General features: G+C 71.9%; 18 protein-coding genes. 10 read left to right on the forward strand and 8 right to left on the reverse strand.

Annotated elements, in window-relative coordinates; all coding sequences use genetic code 11:
• Window positions 1-82: 82 nt before the first annotated feature.
• The 7 genes from EK403_RS11580 (at window position 83) to EK403_RS11610 (ending at window position 6,467) form a co-directional block, all read left to right on the forward strand.
• Complete coding sequence (locus EK403_RS11580; protein ID WP_128777652.1) at window positions 83-496, forward strand: helix-turn-helix domain-containing protein; 414 nt, start codon at window positions 83-85, stop codon at window positions 494-496.
• A gap of 148 nt (window positions 497-644) precedes the next feature.
• Window positions 645-1,817 carry a methionine adenosyltransferase gene (gene metK, locus EK403_RS11585; RefSeq protein WP_128777653.1) on the forward strand — a complete coding sequence of 391 codons (1,173 nt, stop codon included), beginning with the start codon at window positions 645-647 and terminating at the stop codon, window positions 1,815-1,817.
• A gap of 105 nt (window positions 1,818-1,922) precedes the next feature.
• Complete coding sequence (trmB, locus tag EK403_RS11590) at window positions 1,923-2,621, forward strand: tRNA (guanine(46)-N(7))-methyltransferase TrmB (RefSeq protein WP_128777654.1); 699 nt, start codon at window positions 1,923-1,925, stop codon at window positions 2,619-2,621.
• Between the two features lie 190 nt (window positions 2,622-2,811).
• Complete coding sequence (locus tag EK403_RS11595) at window positions 2,812-3,489, forward strand: TetR/AcrR family transcriptional regulator (RefSeq protein ID WP_128777655.1); 678 nt, start codon at window positions 2,812-2,814, stop codon at window positions 3,487-3,489.
• Window positions 3,490-3,557: 68 nt separating this feature from the next.
• A complete protein-coding gene (locus EK403_RS11600; protein WP_128777656.1) occupies window positions 3,558-4,640 on the forward strand; it encodes an AbrB family transcriptional regulator in 1,083 nt (360 codons plus the stop codon).
• Window positions 4,641-4,750: 110 nt separating this feature from the next.
• Window positions 4,751-5,965: a dual-specificity RNA methyltransferase RlmN gene (gene rlmN, locus EK403_RS11605; protein ID WP_128777657.1), complete on the forward strand. Its 1,215-nt coding sequence runs from the start codon at window positions 4,751-4,753 to the stop codon at window positions 5,963-5,965.
• Between the two features lie 58 nt (window positions 5,966-6,023).
• Window positions 6,024-6,467 (forward strand): hypothetical protein, encoded by a 444-nt coding sequence (locus EK403_RS11610; protein ID WP_128777658.1) that lies wholly within the window; start codon window positions 6,024-6,026, stop codon window positions 6,465-6,467.
• 223 nt (window positions 6,468-6,690) lie between these two features.
• Here the strand turns inward: EK403_RS11610 and rplS are convergent, their stop codons facing one another.
• Both rplS and trmD read right to left on the reverse strand, forming a co-directional pair.
• Complete coding sequence (gene rplS / locus EK403_RS11615; protein WP_128777659.1) at window positions 6,691-7,098, reverse strand: 50S ribosomal protein L19; 408 nt, start codon at window positions 7,096-7,098, stop codon at window positions 6,691-6,693.
• A gap of 74 nt (window positions 7,099-7,172) precedes the next feature.
• Window positions 7,173-7,892, reverse strand: coding sequence for a tRNA (guanosine(37)-N1)-methyltransferase TrmD (trmD, locus tag EK403_RS11620; RefSeq protein ID WP_128777660.1), 720 nt, complete (start codon window positions 7,890-7,892; stop codon window positions 7,173-7,175).
• Between the two features lie 152 nt (window positions 7,893-8,044).
• On the opposite strand from trmD, the gene EK403_RS11625 reads away from it, so the two are divergent.
• The 3 genes from EK403_RS11625 (at window position 8,045) to EK403_RS11635 (ending at window position 9,960) form a co-directional block, all read left to right on the forward strand.
• Window positions 8,045-8,551: a GNAT family N-acetyltransferase gene (locus EK403_RS11625; protein WP_128777661.1), complete on the forward strand. Its 507-nt coding sequence runs from the start codon at window positions 8,045-8,047 to the stop codon at window positions 8,549-8,551.
• Between the two features lie 164 nt (window positions 8,552-8,715).
• On the forward strand, window positions 8,716-9,048 hold the full coding sequence (hmuQ, locus tag EK403_RS11630; protein WP_128777662.1) for a heme-degrading protein HmuQ: 333 nt from the start codon (window positions 8,716-8,718) through the stop codon (window positions 9,046-9,048).
• Window positions 9,049-9,261: 213 nt separating this feature from the next.
• A complete protein-coding gene (locus EK403_RS11635) occupies window positions 9,262-9,960 on the forward strand; it encodes an orotate phosphoribosyltransferase (protein ID WP_128777663.1) in 699 nt (232 codons plus the stop codon).
• Window positions 9,961-10,158: 198 nt separating this feature from the next.
• Here EK403_RS11635 and EK403_RS11640 read toward each other — a convergent pair whose 3' ends face one another.
• The 6 genes from EK403_RS11640 to rpsP form a co-directional block, all read right to left on the reverse strand.
• On the reverse strand, window positions 10,159-11,835 hold the full coding sequence (locus EK403_RS11640; protein WP_128777664.1) for a heme biosynthesis protein HemY: 1,677 nt from the start codon (window positions 11,833-11,835) through the stop codon (window positions 10,159-10,161).
• A 12-nt stretch (window positions 11,836-11,847) separates the two neighbouring features.
• A complete protein-coding gene (locus EK403_RS11645; RefSeq protein WP_164919581.1) occupies window positions 11,848-13,227 on the reverse strand; it encodes a COG4223 family protein in 1,380 nt (459 codons plus the stop codon).
• 290 nt (window positions 13,228-13,517) lie between these two features.
• Window positions 13,518-14,267, reverse strand: a complete 750-nt coding sequence (locus tag EK403_RS11650; protein WP_128777666.1) for a uroporphyrinogen-III synthase — start codon at window positions 14,265-14,267, stop codon at window positions 13,518-13,520.
• A gap of 4 nt (window positions 14,268-14,271) precedes the next feature.
• Entirely contained in the window at window positions 14,272-15,201 is a 930-nt protein-coding gene (gene hemC / locus EK403_RS11655; RefSeq protein ID WP_428979599.1) for a hydroxymethylbilane synthase, read from the reverse strand.
• Between the two features lie 91 nt (window positions 15,202-15,292).
• Window positions 15,293-15,844 (reverse strand): ribosome maturation factor RimM, encoded by a 552-nt coding sequence (gene rimM, locus EK403_RS11660; RefSeq protein ID WP_128777668.1) that lies wholly within the window; start codon window positions 15,842-15,844, stop codon window positions 15,293-15,295.
• Window positions 15,845-15,996: 152 nt separating this feature from the next.
• The gene (gene rpsP / locus EK403_RS11665) at window positions 15,997-16,368 is read right to left on the reverse strand and encodes a 30S ribosomal protein S16 (RefSeq protein WP_128777669.1); all 372 of its coding nucleotides are present in this window, start codon (window positions 16,366-16,368) and stop codon (window positions 15,997-15,999) included.
• Window positions 16,369-16,578: the final 210 nt, after the last annotated feature.

Here is a 16,578-nt window from a genome sequence, read left to right on the forward strand (position 1 = left end):
GTAGTCAATTTCGTGCGCGCAAAACGTAGGAGTTGTACGGCGGGGGCGACGCCGCACGATAGGTTGCGAGGAGAAAGCGGTGATGATTAAGAAGACGCCCAACCCGGTCGACAAACATGTCGGCAGCCGGGTGAGGATGCGGCGCGTCTTGATCGGCATGAGCCAGGAGAAGTTGGGCGAAGCGCTCGGCATCACCTTCCAGCAGATCCAGAAATACGAGAAGGGCACCAACCGCATCGGCGCAAGCCGGATGCAGCAGATCGCCACTGTGATGGGCGTGCCCGTTTCCTACTTCTTCGACGACGCGCCGGGCTCCGATGTGAAGCCGGGCGGCTTCGGCGAGGCGGCGCGCTCCGACTATGTGGTCGACTTCCTGACCACCACCGAGGGGCTCCAGCTCAACAAGTCCTTCGTGCGGATCGCGGACGCCAAGGTCAGGCGCAAGATCGTCGACCTGGTCTCGGCCCTGGCCGACCAGACCGCCAAGGCGTCCTAGCCGCCCAAGACGGATGCGCCCGGCCGGCGGGCGCGTCGCTGCGTCGCTTGGGCGGTCGTCTTGACCGGCTCCGGGCCATCTGCGATTGAACTACGCCGTTCGGTAGACCGAACGTTTTCGTCGTTCGATCGGTCGGGGGAGATCGCCAGTGGCCCGTTCTGACTACCTGTTCACGTCCGAGTCCGTGTCTGAAGGCCATCCGGACAAGGTGAGCGACCGCATCTCCGACGAGGTGGTCGACATCTATCTGGGCGCGCTGCCCGAGGCCCGCGTCGCCTGCGAGACGCTGTGCACGACCAACCGCGTCGTCATCGCGGGCGAGGTGCGCGGCCCCGAGTCGATCACGACCGAGCAGATCGTCGAGGCGGCCCGCGCCGCCATCAAGGACATCGGCTACGAGCAGGAAGGCTTCCACTGGGAGAAGGCCGACGTCGCCGTTTACCTGCATGCGCAGTCCGCCCATATCGCCCAGGGCGTCGACGCCTCGGGCAACAAGGACGAGGGCGCGGGCGACCAGGGCATCATGTTCGGCTACGCCTGCCGCGAGACGCCCTCGCTGATGCCGGCGCCGCTCTACTACAGCCACAAGATCCTCGAGCGTCTCGCGCAGGTCCGCCATTCGGGCGAGCAGCCGACGCTCGCGCCCGACGCCAAGAGCCAGGTGACCGTACGCTACGCCGGCGGCAAGCCTGTCGGCGTCACCTCGATCGTGCTGTCGACCCAGCACACCGACGAGAACCAGACCTCGCGCGACATCCGCGACATCGTCGAGCCCTATATCCGCGAGACCCTGCCCGAGGGCTGGATCTCGGACGAGACCGTCTGGCACGTGAACCCGACCGGCTCCTTCGTGATCGGCGGCCCGGACGGCGACTGCGGGCTGACGGGCCGCAAGATCATCGTCGACACCTATGGCGGCGCGGCCCCGCATGGCGGCGGCGCGTTCTCGGGCAAGGACCCGACCAAGGTGGACCGCTCGGCCGCCTACGCCGCCCGCTACCTCGCCAAGAATGTCGTCGCGGCGGATCTTGCGGACCGCGCCACGATCCAGCTCTCCTACGCCATCGGCGTCGCGGACCCGCTGTCGATCTATGTGGATCTGCACGGCACCGGCAATGTCGACGAGGCCAAGCTCGAGAAGGTGCTGGGCGAGGTCATGAGCCTGTCGCCGCGCGGCATCCGCACGAAGCTCAACCTCAACCGGCCGATCTACGCCCGCACGTCGGCCTATGGTCACTTCGGGCGTGACCCGGACGGCGACGGCGGCTTCACCTGGGAGAAGACGGACCTCGTCGACGCCCTGAAGTCCGCGCTGAGCTGAGCCGGCGCTTTCGCGACGGACTGCGGCGCCCGGGCTGGTCCCGGGCGCTTCGCTTTTCGGGCCGGCGGCGGCTCCGGCGACACGAGGCCGACGCATCGAGGGCGCATGACGAAGACCGGCGAAGAGCCCCGTTATGACGGCTCCTTCTTCGGCCGTCGCCGCGGCAAGCAATTGCGGGCGGGACGCGCCGGGGTCGTAGCCGAGGCGCTGCCGCGGCTCGCGGTCGATCCCGCGGCGCTGCCCGAAGACCTGACGCAGTTGTTCGAAGCGCCGGTCTCCGAACTCCGGCTCGAGATCGGCTTCGGCGGCGCGGAGCACCTCCTGCATCGCGCGCAGGAGCGCCCGGATGTCGGCTTCATCGGCGTCGAGCCCTTCGTCGACGGCATGGCGAAGGGCGTGGCGGGCGTCGAACGGCTCGGCTTGAAGAACGTGCGGTTGTTCGCCGACGACGCGACGATCCTGCTCGATGCGCTGCCCTCCGCGTTCCTCTCCGGCGTCGACCTGCTGTATCCCGACCCCTGGCCGAAGACGCGGCACTGGAAGCGGCGCTTCGTGTCGGACCGGAACCTCGCGCGCCTCGCCCGCGTCATGCGCGCCGGGGCGCCGTTCCGCTTCGCGTCCGACATCGAGAGCTATGTCGCCTGGACGCTCGTTCATGTCCGCCGTTCGCCCGATTTCGAATGGACCGCCGAGCGCGCCGCCGACTGGCGCGAGCCATGGCCGGGCTGGCCCGGCACGCGCTACGAGGCCAAGGCGATCCGCGAAGGACGGCGCGGGACCTATCTGACGTTCCGACGGCTGTGACCGCCAAGCCGTTTCCCCTCGAAGGAGCGCGTGCGCAACCTCATGTCCATTCTGGACATCGCGCCGTCCGGCGCCTAAGTATTGACCGAACGGTTCGGTCAATGGCGCGCAGCTCGCGAGAGCGTCCGCGGCGTCGCCGAGCGTCGCGCCAGACGGCGCGGGCGCTCTGCGCCGGACCGGCGGAGATGCTATGCAGACGACGATGGATGAGCCGAAGGCGGTGAAGGTCGGTGAAGCTCCCCGCGACGACGCGCTCGACAGCGCGAAGCGTCGCCAGATCCTGGACGGCGCCCGCGAGGTGTTCCTGGCGCATGGCTTCGACGCCGCGAGCATGGGCGAGATCGCCCGCGCGGCGGGGGTCTCCAAGGGCACGCTCTACGTCTATTTCGAGAGCAAGGAGGAGCTGTTCGGCGCGCTCGTGAAGCGGCAATGCGCGCTGACGGCCGAGCGGCTGTTCGAGCTCGACGCCGACAGTCACGACGTCCGCGAGGTGCTGACGCGGCTCGGGCAAAGCTTCATCGCCGCGATGGTCGAGCCGAGCCACGTCTCCACCGTCCGCATGGTGATCGGCTGCGCGGAGCGGAAGCCCGAGATCGGCCAGCTGTTCCTCGACGCCGGCCCCCGCGCCGGCGTGCGGCGCGTGTCGACCTGGCTCAGGGCCAAGATCGAGCAGGGCGAACTCGAGATCGAAGACGCCGAGCTCGCGGCCTGGCAGTTCCTGACGACCTGCAACAGCGCTGTCATGATGCCCGTCCTGGTCGGCGGCGAACGTCCGCCGTCGCGCGAGCGCATCGCTTATCTGGTGGACCGCGCCGTCGACATGTTCCTCGCCGCCTACGGACCGAAGGGCGCGGGCGACCAGCGCTAGGCCTCCCGCAGATCTGATCCGCCGGATCGGCGATTGACCTTTGGGCCCGCACGGCTGATCAGGCGATCATGAGTCCAGACCGCAAGCCGAACCTCGCCGCAGCGCGCGACGTCGCGGTCACGTTCGGCGTCGCGGCCTGCGGCGCGGTCCTCGCATGGTCGGTCGCCTTCCCGGCCCCCTGGCTGGTCGGCGCCGTGATGGCGACGAGCGCCGCCTCCCTCGCCAACCTCGTGCAGCCGCTGCCGAACCGGCTGCGCGACGTGATCTTCGTGCTGCTCGGCGCCTCGATGGGCTCCGCCGTGACCCCCGACACCATCCGGGGCGTCGCGCTCTGGCCCGGCAGCATGGCAGCGCTCGGGATCGCGGTCTCGGCCATGGTCGCGGCCTCCTACCTGATCCTGCGGCGCGGCTTCGGCTGGGACCGCGTCACCGCCTTCTACGCCTCGCCGCCCGGCGCGCTGAGCGCGACGCTCGCCATGGCCGCCACCACCTCGGCCGACATGAGCAAGGTCGCGGTGGTGCAGGTGTTCCGCGTGTTCGTGCTGGTCGCGGTCGCGCCGGTCGCGATCGCGGTTTCGGGCGCGCACGCGCCTCCGCTGATGACCGCGCCGCAGGCCGGCCTCGGGGCGATGGCCGCGATCCTCGGATCGGCGGGCGCCGGCGCGCTGCTGTTCAAGGCCTGCAAGCTGCCCGGCGGGCTGATGGTCGGGGCCTTCGGGGCGAGCGCGGCGCTTCACGCCAGCGGCGTCCTGGCGGCCCGCCTGCCGGACTGGCTCACGCTGCCGACCTTCGTCGCGCTCGGCGCGATCGTGGGCACGCGTTTCGCGGGTCTGACCCCGCGGGCTATCCTCGCGCTGATGCGCGCCTCGCTCGCCTCCTTCGCGGCGACCGCGGGCCTCGGGATCGCCTTCGCGGTCGGGGTCGGCTGGTCGCTTGGCCTGCCGGCCGGCCAGGTCTTCGTGGCCTTCGCGCCCGGCGGCCTCGAGGCCATGATGCTGACCGCCTATCTGCTGGGCCTCGATCCGGCCTATGTGGGCGCGCACCACGTCGCCCGCTTCATCGCCCTGTCCTTCGCGGTGCCGATCGTCGCGCGGCTCATCGGCGCCGGCGTGACGCGGGCGCCGGAGTCCGCGCCGGAGCGCGACCGCTGACCGCGCGCGGCGCTGTCGCAAGGCTTCGGGTCGCGTCCTGAAGCGCTTCGTGATAAGCCTCGCGCGCTTTTGGCGCGGGACCGCGCCGGATCGCCTCCCATATTCAAGTCATGACCGTACTCGACATCGCCCGCCCATCCGAGCCCGCGGCTGCTTTCGCCGCCGCCCCAGCCGCCGCGACGCCTTCGCTCGTGGGCCTCACCCGCGCGCGGCTCGGCGAGGCGCTGCTTGAGGCCGGCGTCGCCGAGCGTCAGGTCCGGATGCGGGCCGCGCAGCTCAACCACTGGCTCCACAATCGCGGCGCGGCGTCGTTCGACGCCATGACCAACGTCTCGAAGGACCTTCGCGCGGCGCTCGCCGAGCGCTTCACGCTCGACCGGCCCGAGATTGTCTCGGAGCAGATCTCGGTCGACGGCACCCGCAAATGGCTGCTGCGCCTGCCCGCGCAGGGGCCGCGCATGCGGCCGGCGGAGATCGAGACCGTCTACATCCCGGAGGAGGGGCGCGGCACGCTTTGCGTCTCGAGCCAGGTCGGCTGCACGCTGACCTGCACCTTCTGCCACACCGGCACCCAGACGCTGGTGCGCAACCTGACGGCCGCCGAGATCGTCGCCCAGCTCGTGGTCGCGCGCGACCGGCTCGGCGACTGGACCGGCGGCTCGGCGCCCGAGGGCGCCATAGTCCCCGGCGACGGCGGGCGCTTCGTCACCAACATCGTGTTCATGGGCATGGGCGAGCCGCTCTACAATCTCGACGCGGTGCGCGACGCCATCGAGGTGATGGCGGACGGCGAGGGGCTGGGCGTCGGCCGCCGCAAGATCACGGTCTCGACCTCCGGGGTCGTGCCCGAGATGAGGCGGCTCGGCGAGGAGACCGGCGCCCAGCTCGCGATCTCGCTCCACGCGGTGCGCGACGAGCTCCGCGACGTGATCGTGCCGATCAACCGCAAATACCCGATCAGGGATCTGCTGGACGCGTGCCGGACCTATCCGGGCGCCTCCAACGCGCGGCGCATCACCTTCGAATACGTCATGCTGAAGGGCGTCAACGACAACCCGGCCGAGGCGCGCGAACTGGTGCGGCTGCTCGCGGGACTTCCGGCCAAGATCAACCTGATCCCGTTCAACCCGTGGCCCGGCTCGCCCTATGAGTGCTCGGACTGGGAGACGATCGAGAAATTCTCCGAGATCGTGTTCCGGGCAGGCTACGCCAGCCCCGTGCGCACGCCGCGGGGACGCGACATCGCCGCCGCCTGCGGGCAGCTGAAGTCCGAGACACGCCGGCTCCGCGCGAAGGAGCGGGAGGCGCTCGAGGCGACCCAATGAGCCGCGCTGCGACGCGCGCCCTCCGTCCAGCGAATGTTCGTCCGGGACGTCCGACCTGATGCTGGCCCGGCTCGCCGCCCGCCTGCTGCTCGCGCCCTTCGGCCTCGCCTGCGGCGTGGTGGCCGCGCTTGCGATGCTCGTCATGATGTCGGCCGAGCACGCCGAGGCGATCCGCTGGTTGCCGGAGGACGTCGTGCTGCTCGGCTACGATCTCTCGATCAACGCCGCCACCATCGCGCTCCTGTTCGCGCCGCTGATGGGCGCGCCCGCGATCGTCGCCGTGCTGATCGCCGAGATGTTCTCGATCCGCTCCTGGATCTACCACGCCGCCGCGGGCGCGGGCTCCGCCCTGATGCCATGGGCGCTGGCGCCGACGAGCTTCGAGGGGCCGGTCTTCTCCGCGCCGCAGGTCGTGGCCGCGGGAATCGTGGGCGGGCTGGTGCACTGGCTGGTGGCCGGCCGCAGGTCCGGCGTCACCGACCCGGAGCCGCCTCACCCCTGAGCCCTCGTTGGCGCCGCGGTCCTACGTGCTTCGAGACGCCCGCGAAGATGCGGGCTCCTCAGCATGAGGACCGTGCAGGATGTCAAAGCGCCGCCTTCCTCATGGCTCGAGGAGCCGTCCGCCAAGGACGGCGTCTCGAAGCACGCACGACGCCGACGCCAAACAGAAACGGCGCGACCTTGGTCGCGCCGTTTCCAAATTCATCAGCGATGGAGCGAAGGGCTCACTCGGCCGCGGCCGGCGCCTTCTTCGAGGTTTCGGCGCGCTGGCTGCGGTCCTGCTTCTCGGCGATGCGGGCCGACTTGCCGCGGCGCTCGCGCAGGTAATAGAGCTTGGCGCGGCGCACCTTGCCGCGGCGCACGACCTTCACGCTGTCGATCAGCGGTGAATACATCGGGAAGACGCGCTCGACGCCCTCGCCATAGGAGATCTTGCGGACCGTGAAGTTCTCGTTCAGGCCGCCGCCCGAGCGCGCGATGACCACGCCCTCATAGGCCTGCACGCGGACGCGCTCGCCTTCCTTGACCTTGACGTTGACCGTCACGGTGTCGCCGGGCGCGAAATCGGGGATCTGCCGCTTGGAGGCGACGGCCTCCATCTGCTCGCGGTCGAGCTGTTCGATGACGTTCATGCGATTGTCTCCGCGTCTCCCGCAAAACGGGGCGCACGAGAAGTTTCAGGTGAATCTCGTGATCGGCCGGTCTCCTACTCGCTTTCCCGCCGTTTGTCGACGCCTCCTGTCGTGGATGCGACATATTTCGCCCAGAGATCGGGCCGGCGGGCCCGCGTGGCCGCGAGCGAGGCGCGCCTTCGCCAGCGCGCCACGGCCGCATGGTCGCCGCCGACGAGCTCGGGCGGGATCGCCATCCCCTCGAACTCGCGCGGCCTGGTGTAGTGCGGATGCTCGATGAGCGGCGTCTCGAAACTCTCGGCGTCGCCCGAGGCGGCGTCGCCCATCACGCCCGGCAGCAGCCGCACGCAGGCGTCGAGCAGCAGCATCGCCGCGGCCTCGCCGCCCGACAGCACGACGTCGCCAACCGCGATCTCCTCGAGGCCACGGGACGCCACGATCCGCTCGTCGACGCCCTCGAAGCGGCCGCACACCAGCGTCACGCCGCCGCCGGCCGCGAATTCGCGAACCCGCGCCTGAGTCAGCGGCCGGCCCCGCGGCGTGAGCAGGACGCGCGGCCGGCCGTCGTCGCCCGCGGCGTCGAGCGCCGCGGCGAGGACGTCGGCGCGCAGCACCATGCCGGGGCCGCCGCCCGCCGGCGCGTCGTCGACCGTGCCGTGGCGGTCGGCGGCGTGCGCGCGGATGTCGCGCGCCTCGAGCGACCAGGCGCGGCCGAGCGCGCGGCCCGCCAGCGCATGGCCGAGCGGCCCGGGAAACATCGCCGGATAGAGCGTCAGGACGGTCGCGCGCCACATCGGATTCGCCTCGCGCCTTGAGGGGTTTGGGCGCATCGGGCCCTCTATGCCGCGGCTCCGGCCCCGGCGTCCACAGGACGTGATCGCCGCAGCGCCGCCGGAACGACGATCTTTGCTTGTCCGGGGGCGCGGGGCCGGCTTACTCTCTGCTTGTGAGCACCGTGGCGATCGATATTCGGCCTGCGTGCGCGGCGGACGCCGCATCGATCGCCGACGTCCATGACGCAGCTTGGCGCAACGCCTATCGGGGACTGATCCCCGGGCGAGAGCTCGAGCGCATGATCGAGCGTCGCGGGCCGTCCTGGTGGGCCGGCGCGCTGCGCCGCGGCAGCCGCGTGAACCTGCTGGTGTTCGGCGGCGAGACCGTGGGCTACGCCTCCTCGGGCCGCAACCGCGCCTCGACGCTCGCGGTCGGCGGCGAGGTCTACGAGCTCTATCTCAAGCCCGAATATCAGGGCCTCGGCCTCGGCCGGCGGCTGTTCCAGGCCGCCCGCGGCGAGCTCGCGGCGCGTGGCCTCTCCGGCGCTGCGGCCTGGTCGCTCGCCGGCAACGATCCGGCCTGCGGTTTCTATGCGAGGCTCGGCGGCAAGCTCGCGGCCCGCGGGGTCGAGCATTTCGGCGACGTCACGCTCGAGAAGTTCGCCTTCGTCTGGCGCTGACAAAACGCCGCCCCGAACTTCCTCCCCCATTGGTCGGTCCGCCTGAACCGCAGAGCGCCGCAGGCGCGATTGCGCGCGCCGCGGGCCGCCCATATGGTGCGCGGGACGCAACCCAACCCGAAGAGCTTCTTGGAATTCTTCCAAGTCGCCGATGGAGCTCCGCAATGTTCATCGCCATGAACCGTTTCAAGGTCTTCAAATCCGAGGCCGAGGCCTTCGAGACGGTGTGGCGCGAGCGCCCGCGGCATCTCGACGAGGTGCCGGGCTTCGTCGAGTTCCACTTGCTGAAAGGTCCGGCCGACGAGGAGACCGTGCTCTACTCCTCGCACACGATCTGGCGCTCGCGCGGCGACTTCGAGAACTGGACGAAGTCCGAGGCCTTCCGGAAGGCGCATTCCGGCGCCGGCGGCAACAAGCCGATGTTCCAGGGCCATCCCCAGTTCGAGGGCTTCGAGGCCATCCTGGTCGAGAAGAACGGCGAACGCCGCGCGGCGTAGGATTTTCCGCTTCATGCGCGCGGGGTATGGTCCGGCTTGGCCGGACCATCCACCGGAGGCGTCGAGCTCCACGCCGACCATGGGTCCTCCGGTCAAGCCGGAGGACGACGGCGGCGGGGCGGCTTCGGCAGTGGAAATCGTCCGCCTGGCGTGACGCGCCGCCCATCATCCGCTAACGCTCGCCTCCGACGACTTTCGCCGGAGATTTCCCTCATGCCCGACGCCGCCCTTCCGACCCGTGACGCGATCGGCCGGCGCGTCGCGCGCATGATGCTCGAGGTCGGGGCGATCCATGTGCGCCCCGAGGAGCCGTTCATCTTCACGTCCGGCTGGGCGAGCCCGGTCTACACCGACTGCCGCAAGCTGATCTCCTATCCGAGGCTGCGCCGCCAGCTGATGGACGACGCCGCCGCCACCATCCTGCGCGAGGCGGGCTATGAGAGCCTCGACGCGGTGGCGGGCGGCGAGACCGCCGGCATCCCCTTCGCGGCCTGGATCGCCGACCGGCTGATGCTGCCGATGCTCTATGTGCGGAAGAAGCCGAAGGGTTTCGGCCGCAACGCCCGGATCGAGGGCGCGGTCGTGGACGGCGCCCGCACCATCCTGGTCGAGGACCTCGCGACCGACGGCGGCTCCAAGGTCGCGTTCTGCGAGGCGCTGCGCGAGGCCGGGCAGACCGTGGAGCACGCCTTCGTGGTGTTCCACTACGGCATCTTCCCCGAGAGCCGCGCCACGATGGAGCGGATCGGCGTGAAGCTGCATGAACTCGCGACCTTCTGGGACGTGCTCGCGGTCGCCAAGGAAGACGGCAGGATCGACGCCGGCAAGCTCGCCGACGTCGAGGCCTTCCTCAACAGGCCGGCCGAATGGTCGGCCGCCCATGGCGGCAAGGCGAGCTTTGGGGCCGCCTGAGGGCTCGGGACGGGACCTAAGGCGAACCCCGTCCGCAGCGGATCAAGTCGGCAATCATCAGCGACGTCGTTCCGGGCTTGTCCCGGAACCCATTGTGGTCGCGCCCGCATGGCGTGGCGCACTCAGAGGCAATGGCTTCCGGCACTTCGGCCGGAATGACGGCCCCGCTTCATCAGACCGATCCTCGATGCGACCGCCTTAGTAGCTCGGCCGCTGCGCCGGGAAGGTCTGGCCGCCCGCGACGGTGTCCGGCGCTTCCGCCGCGCCGTTCGGCCCGGGATCGTCCGGCGGGCGCGACAGCGGGAACACGGCGGCGGTCGGCCGCGAGGGCTTGGCCGGCGCCGCCTTGCCGGCGGCGGGCTTCGAAGCCGCTGGGACGGCCTTGATCTTCTCGGCAGGGGGCGCCGAAGCCGCCGCCTTGCCCGGCTCGGCCTCGTCGGCGTCGACCAGGGTCGGCATGGAGCGCGGAAGATCCGGCTGGGACGACGCTTCCGCGGCCGCCTGCGCAGACGCAGACGGCGCCACGGCCACGACGGCGCGCGCGGGCTCGATGGGGGCCTCGTCCAGCCAGGCCTCGGCGGCGAGTCGCGGGCGGCTCTCCTCGACCGGGATCTTCCAGACGAAGGCGTCGAGCCGGCCAGTGACCGGCGAGGTCGGGGCCCAGGTCTCGCTCGACACGCCGTCCGCGACCCAGGCCGGATCGCGCGGCGCGCGTAGCGCCCGGCCGAGCCATTCGCGCGAGCGGCCGGACTCGCCATGCTCGACCTCCTCGAGCTCCGCCATCAGCAGGCACGCGCGGGACGTCGGGCGAACCCCCATCAATTTGCCGAGCGCCGTCCGCGCGACGTCGAGCTCGCGCGCCGCCATCGCGGCGCGGGCGACGGCGATCAGCCCTTCCGGGTCGTCGCCGGAGCGCTCGCTGAGCGAGCGGGCGCGCTTCAGCTTGTCGCGCGCGGCGTCGCCGGGGCGGACATGCACATAGACCTCCGCGAGATCCGGATGCGTCGTCTTCGCCCAGGTGGTCTCGACGATCTTCATCGCCTTCTTGTGGTCGCCCTGCTCGGCGAGCAGGCGGGCCGCGAGCGCGGCCGCCGGCACGAAGTCGGGCGCGAGCCCGTGGGCCTCGCGGGCCCGGCGGATTGCGAGATTGACGTCCGCCGACCCGTCCATCGCCTGCGCGGTCAACAGCACCGTGCGCCGGCGGCGCGCGTCCGCCTTGTCGACCAGCCGGTTGGCGCTCAGCCGCTCGAGCGTGGACAGGGCGCCGCTCCAGTCGTGCTCGGCGCATTGGAAATCGAACAGCGCCTGACCGGCCCAAGGCGTCTCGGGCGACTGGCGGGCGGCCTCTTCGGCGAGCGCCTTGGCGGCCGCGCGGTCGCCGCGGCGCTCGGCCTCGACATAGAGACCGCGCAGGCCGAGCGAGCGCGTCTCGGATTGCTCGGTCATGGCGCGGAACGCGGCCTCGGCGCCTGCGCCGTCGCCCGACAGCTGCGCGGCCTGGGCCGCGAGCACCAGCGTCAGCGGCTCCTTGCCGAGCAGGCGGCGGGCCTCGCTCGCCTCCTTGCCGGCCTTGCGGGCGTCGCCGGTTCCGACCGCCACGACGCCGCGCGCGATCGCGTCATAGCCCTTGGCGCGACGGCGGTTGCGGCGGAACAGCGCAAAGGCCTCGGGCCCCGCGAGGATCCAGCGCATCACGTTCCACAGGATGACCGTGAACACCGCGAGCGCCGCCACGAAGGCGGCCCCGACCGCGACCGAGGTCTCGATCCGGTAGCCCTGCCAGTTGACGACGAGATCGCCCGGCCGGTCGACGATCCAGACCGCCGCGAAGGCGAAGATCGCGACCAGAACGAGATAGAGCAGCACCCGCACCATCGAAGCGTGTCCTCAGTCGTTGGCCGACAGGCGCGCGAGCGCCGCGGTGCGGGCGGCGCCGAGCGCCGACTCAGCAGAGATTCGGGCGTTTGCGCGGCGCGCCCAGTCGTCGGTCGCCGCACGGGCCGTTTCGTCAGCGCTTCCGCGCAGGGCGAGCGCGCTTTCGACGTCGCCGGCCTCGGCCGCCGCCGGGAGCCGCGTTCGGAGGGAGGCGGAGGGCTCCGCCGCGGCGTTCTGGGGCGCGACCTTCACTACGCCGCTCGCGCTCGCGACGAACCGGTCGAACACCGACGCGGTCGCCGGCGGCTTCTCGTTGCCGAGCTTGTCCAGAATGTCCTTGAGCTCCGCCGCGAGCGCCTGACGGGTCGGGATGCCTGCCGCCGCGAACGAGGTGAGGGCGGAGAGCTCCGCATTGTCTCCGGCGGCCGACTTCACGGCGGAGAGCTCCGCCGCGAAGGGACGGCCGGCCGCGAGCGCCTGGTCGAGCGCGCCGATCGCCACCACGAGCCGCGCCGCCTGATCGCCCTTGGGCCGCGAGCTCAGGGCCGCCGAAATCTGGTCGACCCGCTGGGCGAGCGGCGCTGTCGCGGCGTCGATCTTCTGGCCGACGCCCTCGACCGCCTGGCCGACGGCCGCGACGCGCGACGCCACGCCCGCGATCGTCTCCTTGGTCGGAAGCTCGGCCTGGCGCGATTCGAGCCCGGCGATGCGGCCGCCCAGCACGGTGAGCGCATCGGCCGTCGGGGCATGCTGCAGGCGGAGCTCGATGCCGTCCACCCGGCCCGCCAGCACGCCGAGCGCAGGGTCGGCGGCCGCCGGCTGGGCGACCTTCTCGGACAGCCCGCGAAGCTCTTTCTCGACGGCGGCCACGCGGCCGTCCGCCTGCTGCGTCGCCTGGTCGATGGTGGCCGAGAGCTCGGTGAGGCGGGCGTCGATCGCGCTGGCGTCGGTCGCCTGGGCGGTCTTTGACAGAGTCTCGCGCAGCGCCGCGACGTCGCGGCCTACCGTATCGAGCTTGGCCTCGGCGGCCGCGACCCGGCTCATGTCCGGCGCCTGCGCGCGGATCAGATCCTTGCCGAACAGCGCGATCACGAGGACGGCGAGCGCCGCGCCGCCGACGGCCGCCGCCAGCACGCCGAGAACGCCGACGCCTTCGCGGGGACCGGAGGGCGCCGCAGCGGGCTTACCCGTCGAGGACGGCATCGAGGAGACGCCCCTGGGGGATTTCGACGGTTCGGCCTTGGCCGCCTCGGGCTTCGCGGGGCCGGGGGCAGCCTCGCCCTTGGGCGGCCCGCTCTTGGCGGCCTCAGCCGCCGCGGCCGCCGGGCGGGTCGCGCCGGAGGCCGAAGCGGACTCGTCGGAGGATTTTGCGGGCGCGTCCGAGGGAGGCATTTTGGCCGCCGGGGCGTCCGGCCCCGCGGCGGACGACGCGGCGGCGGCCGAGGATGGGCCAGAGCTGGGCGTGGCGGAGGCAGGCGCATCCGGCGCCGGCGGCTTGCCCGAGGCGGATGACGGGGCGGCGGATTTCGAGACCTCGGTCGCCGAAAGGTCGAGCGTCTGGGGCCGTGGGCGGGCGCTGTGGCCGCCTTTCGCGCCCTGTCCGGTCTCGGGTCCTTTCGGGTCCGCCATCTTGACCTCGCGTCTTAGGGGAGAGGGCGCCGTCTGCTTCGGCGGCGTCCGGACTAATTAGACCGCCCGGGGCGGTATGGCGAGCCGTCATCGACGAGGCTCAGCACCGCCTGAAGCAGCGACGCCTCGTCGGGCCGTTCCGCGACCGCCACGCGGACGCAGCCCGCCGTCTCAAGAGCGCCCGCGACCCGGGCGGCGAGCGCCGCATGAGGCATCGCTCGGATGGTCTCCGCGAACCCCGCTGTGTCCGACAGGCGCAGGAACGTCTCCGCAATTCTGCGCGAGTGGTGGAGCGCCGCCCGGGCGGAGCCGTCGGCGAGGGCGAGCGCCGCCGCTTCGGGAAGCTCGGTCGCCGCAGTCGCGCGGTAGAGCTCGACCACGACGGTCTCGTGCTCATAGCGGGCGAGCGCGCCCGCGATGTCGAACGCCCGGTCGGCGCCTGCGGCGTGCAGGAAGCGCGCCGGCTTCGGAAAGCGCGCCTGCGCCTCGGCGACCAGCGCGCGGCCGTCGCCCTCGGCGACATGGACGGTCGCGAACCCGGCCTCGCGGCCGGCCTCCGCGGTGCGGTCGCCGACCGCGATCAGCGGCAGCCCTGCAAGACGCGCGATCTCGGGCCGGCTCCTGAGCTTGCGCAGGCCGTTGGCGCTGGTGGCGAGCACGGCGTCGAAGGGACCGTCGGGGACCGGGTTCGCGAGGTCCTCGATCGTGAGCACCGGCGCGAGGATCGCCTCATGGCCGAGCGCCGCGAGCGCATCCGCGGTGCGCCGCGCAGCGCGCTCGGGACGGAGCACCAGCACCTTCATCGGCTCACCCGAAGGCCGCGAGCAGGTCGGGCGGGGTGCGGGCCTTGACGTCGCGGCCGGCCTCCGCGCCAAGCGCCTCGGCGTCCGCGGCCAGCCCGCGCGCCTCGCCTTCAACGGTGCGCGCGCCGTCCTCGGACAGCACGAGTCCGCGGAAGGCGAGCGCCCCGCCCGTGACCCGCGCGAGCCCGGCGATCGGCGTGCGGCAGGAGCCGTCCAGCACCTTGAGGAAGGCCCGCTCGCAGGCGAGCGCCGACGCCGTGTCGGCGCAGTCGAGGGCCGCGAGCGCCGCGCGGGTCCGGTCGTCGCCCGACCGAGCCGTGACCGCGACGGCGCCCTGGCCGAGCGCTGGCAGGAATTCGTCCTCCGGGAGAATCTCGGTCGCGTGGCGCTCGAGCCCGAGCCGGGTCAGCCCCGCGAGCGCGAGCAGCGTGGCTTGGACCTCGCCGCGCGCGAGCTTGTCGAGCCGCGTCTGGACGTTGCCGCGGAAGGACGTGACCTTGAGATCGGGACGCCGGCGCCGGACCAGCGCGCCGCGCCTGAGCGAGGCGGTGCCGACGACCGCGCCCTGCGGCAGAGCATCCAGGGTCGGGGCCGCGCCGCCGATCAGCGCGTCGCGCACGTCGGCGCGCGGCAGGACGGCGGCGAGCGCCGTGCCGGGCGCGAGGTCGGTCGGCAGGTCCTTGGCGGAGTGCACCGCGAGGTCGACGCGCCCGCCGATCAGCGCCTCGTCGATCTCCTTGACGAACAGGCCCTTGCCGCCGGCCTCGCTCAGCGGCCGGTCCTGGATGGCGTCGCCGGTCGTCTTGATCACCACGATTTCGACCGCGGCCGGGTCGCCGCCGAGGGCCGCCGTCAGGCCGTCGCGCACGGTGTTGGCCTGCCAGAGCGCGAGCGGACTGCCGCGGGTGCCGATGCGGAAGAGGGGCGTGGGAATGGCGTGCTCGTCTTGTTGCTTTTGTCCGACGTCGCAGCCGCCGCGGCGCGACAGACGAGCGACATCCATAGCGCGGCGCCCGCCGCCGCGCCTAGCGCGACGTTCCGCGGGACTCCTCCGCCGCCTCGTCGAGCGCGCCCTCGGGCGGGTCGACCACCACCCGGCCACCCGCGACGTCGACGACCGGGACGGCGGCCCTGGTGAAGGGCAGCAGGACGCTGCGGGCGCGTCCCGTCAGCCGGATCTCCAGCAAATCGTCGGCCCCGAAATTCTGCACCGAGACGATCTTGCCCACGGCCTCGCCGCTGAGCGTCTCGACCGAAAGCCCGATCAGGTCGGCGTGGTAGAAATCGTCTTCCGCCTCGGTCGGCGGCAGGGCGTCGCGCCGGGCGAACAGGCCGACGCCGTTCAGCGCCTCGGCGGCTTCGCGGGTCGCGACGCCCTCGAAGCGCACGACCAGCATGTCGTCCTTCAGCGGTCGCAGCGAAGCTATGCGGAAACTCCGCCCGCCCTCAGCGTCACTAAGCGGCCCATAGGCGCCGAGAGACGTGGGGTCCTCGGTGAAGGATTTGACGCGCGTCTCCCCGCGCACGCCATGGGCCGCGCCGATCACGCCGATCTGGATGAGGCGGGGAGCCGTCATGCGCGCGCGCCATGTCCCGGCCGCAGCGAAGCGGAGAGCCGGGACCCATCAGCGCGCCGCGTCCGTGGCGAGGCGCGTCGGCCGACGCGGCTTACTGACCGGCCGCGGAGCCGAATGGGTCCCGGCTCAAAGCCGGGACATCGACGTCTCGCTTACGCCGCGGCGTCTTCGCCGGCGGGCTCCGCCTTCGCGGCGGCGGCCTTCGCCGCCTCGGCGCGCTCCTGGGCCTTCTTGCCGGGCTCGGCCTTGTGCGGGTTGTTGCGCGCCTCTCGCTTCAGCACGCCGGCGGCGTCGAGGAAGCGGTGCACGCGGTCGGTCGGGGTCGCGCCCTTGGCGAGCCACTCCTTGGCTTTCTCGAGGTCGAGCACCACGCGGTCGGCGGCGTTCTTGTCGAGCAGCGGGTTGAACGAGCCGATGCGCTCGATGAACCGCCCGTCGCGCGGATAGCGCGAGTCCGCCACCACGATGCGGTAGAACGGACGCTTCTTGGCGCCGCCGCGGGCGAGCCGGATCTTCAGTGCCATCGTTTCAGTTCCTTCTGGTTTTCAACATTTCATGGCTGCGTCGTCCTCCGGCTCGACCGGAGGACCCATCGGCGGCGTCGAGTTCGACGCTTGCGATGGATGGTCCGGTCAAGCCGGACCATGACGGGGAGGGTGTGGTCGGGCGCGGCTCACTTCTTCTTCCCCATGCCCGGGAACCCGCCGAGGCCGGGGAGCCGCGGGGGGGCGCCG

The organism is Hansschlegelia zhihuaiae, from assembly GCF_004103825.1.
GTDB lineage: Bacteria > Pseudomonadota > Alphaproteobacteria > Rhizobiales > Methylopilaceae > Methylopila > Methylopila zhihuaiae.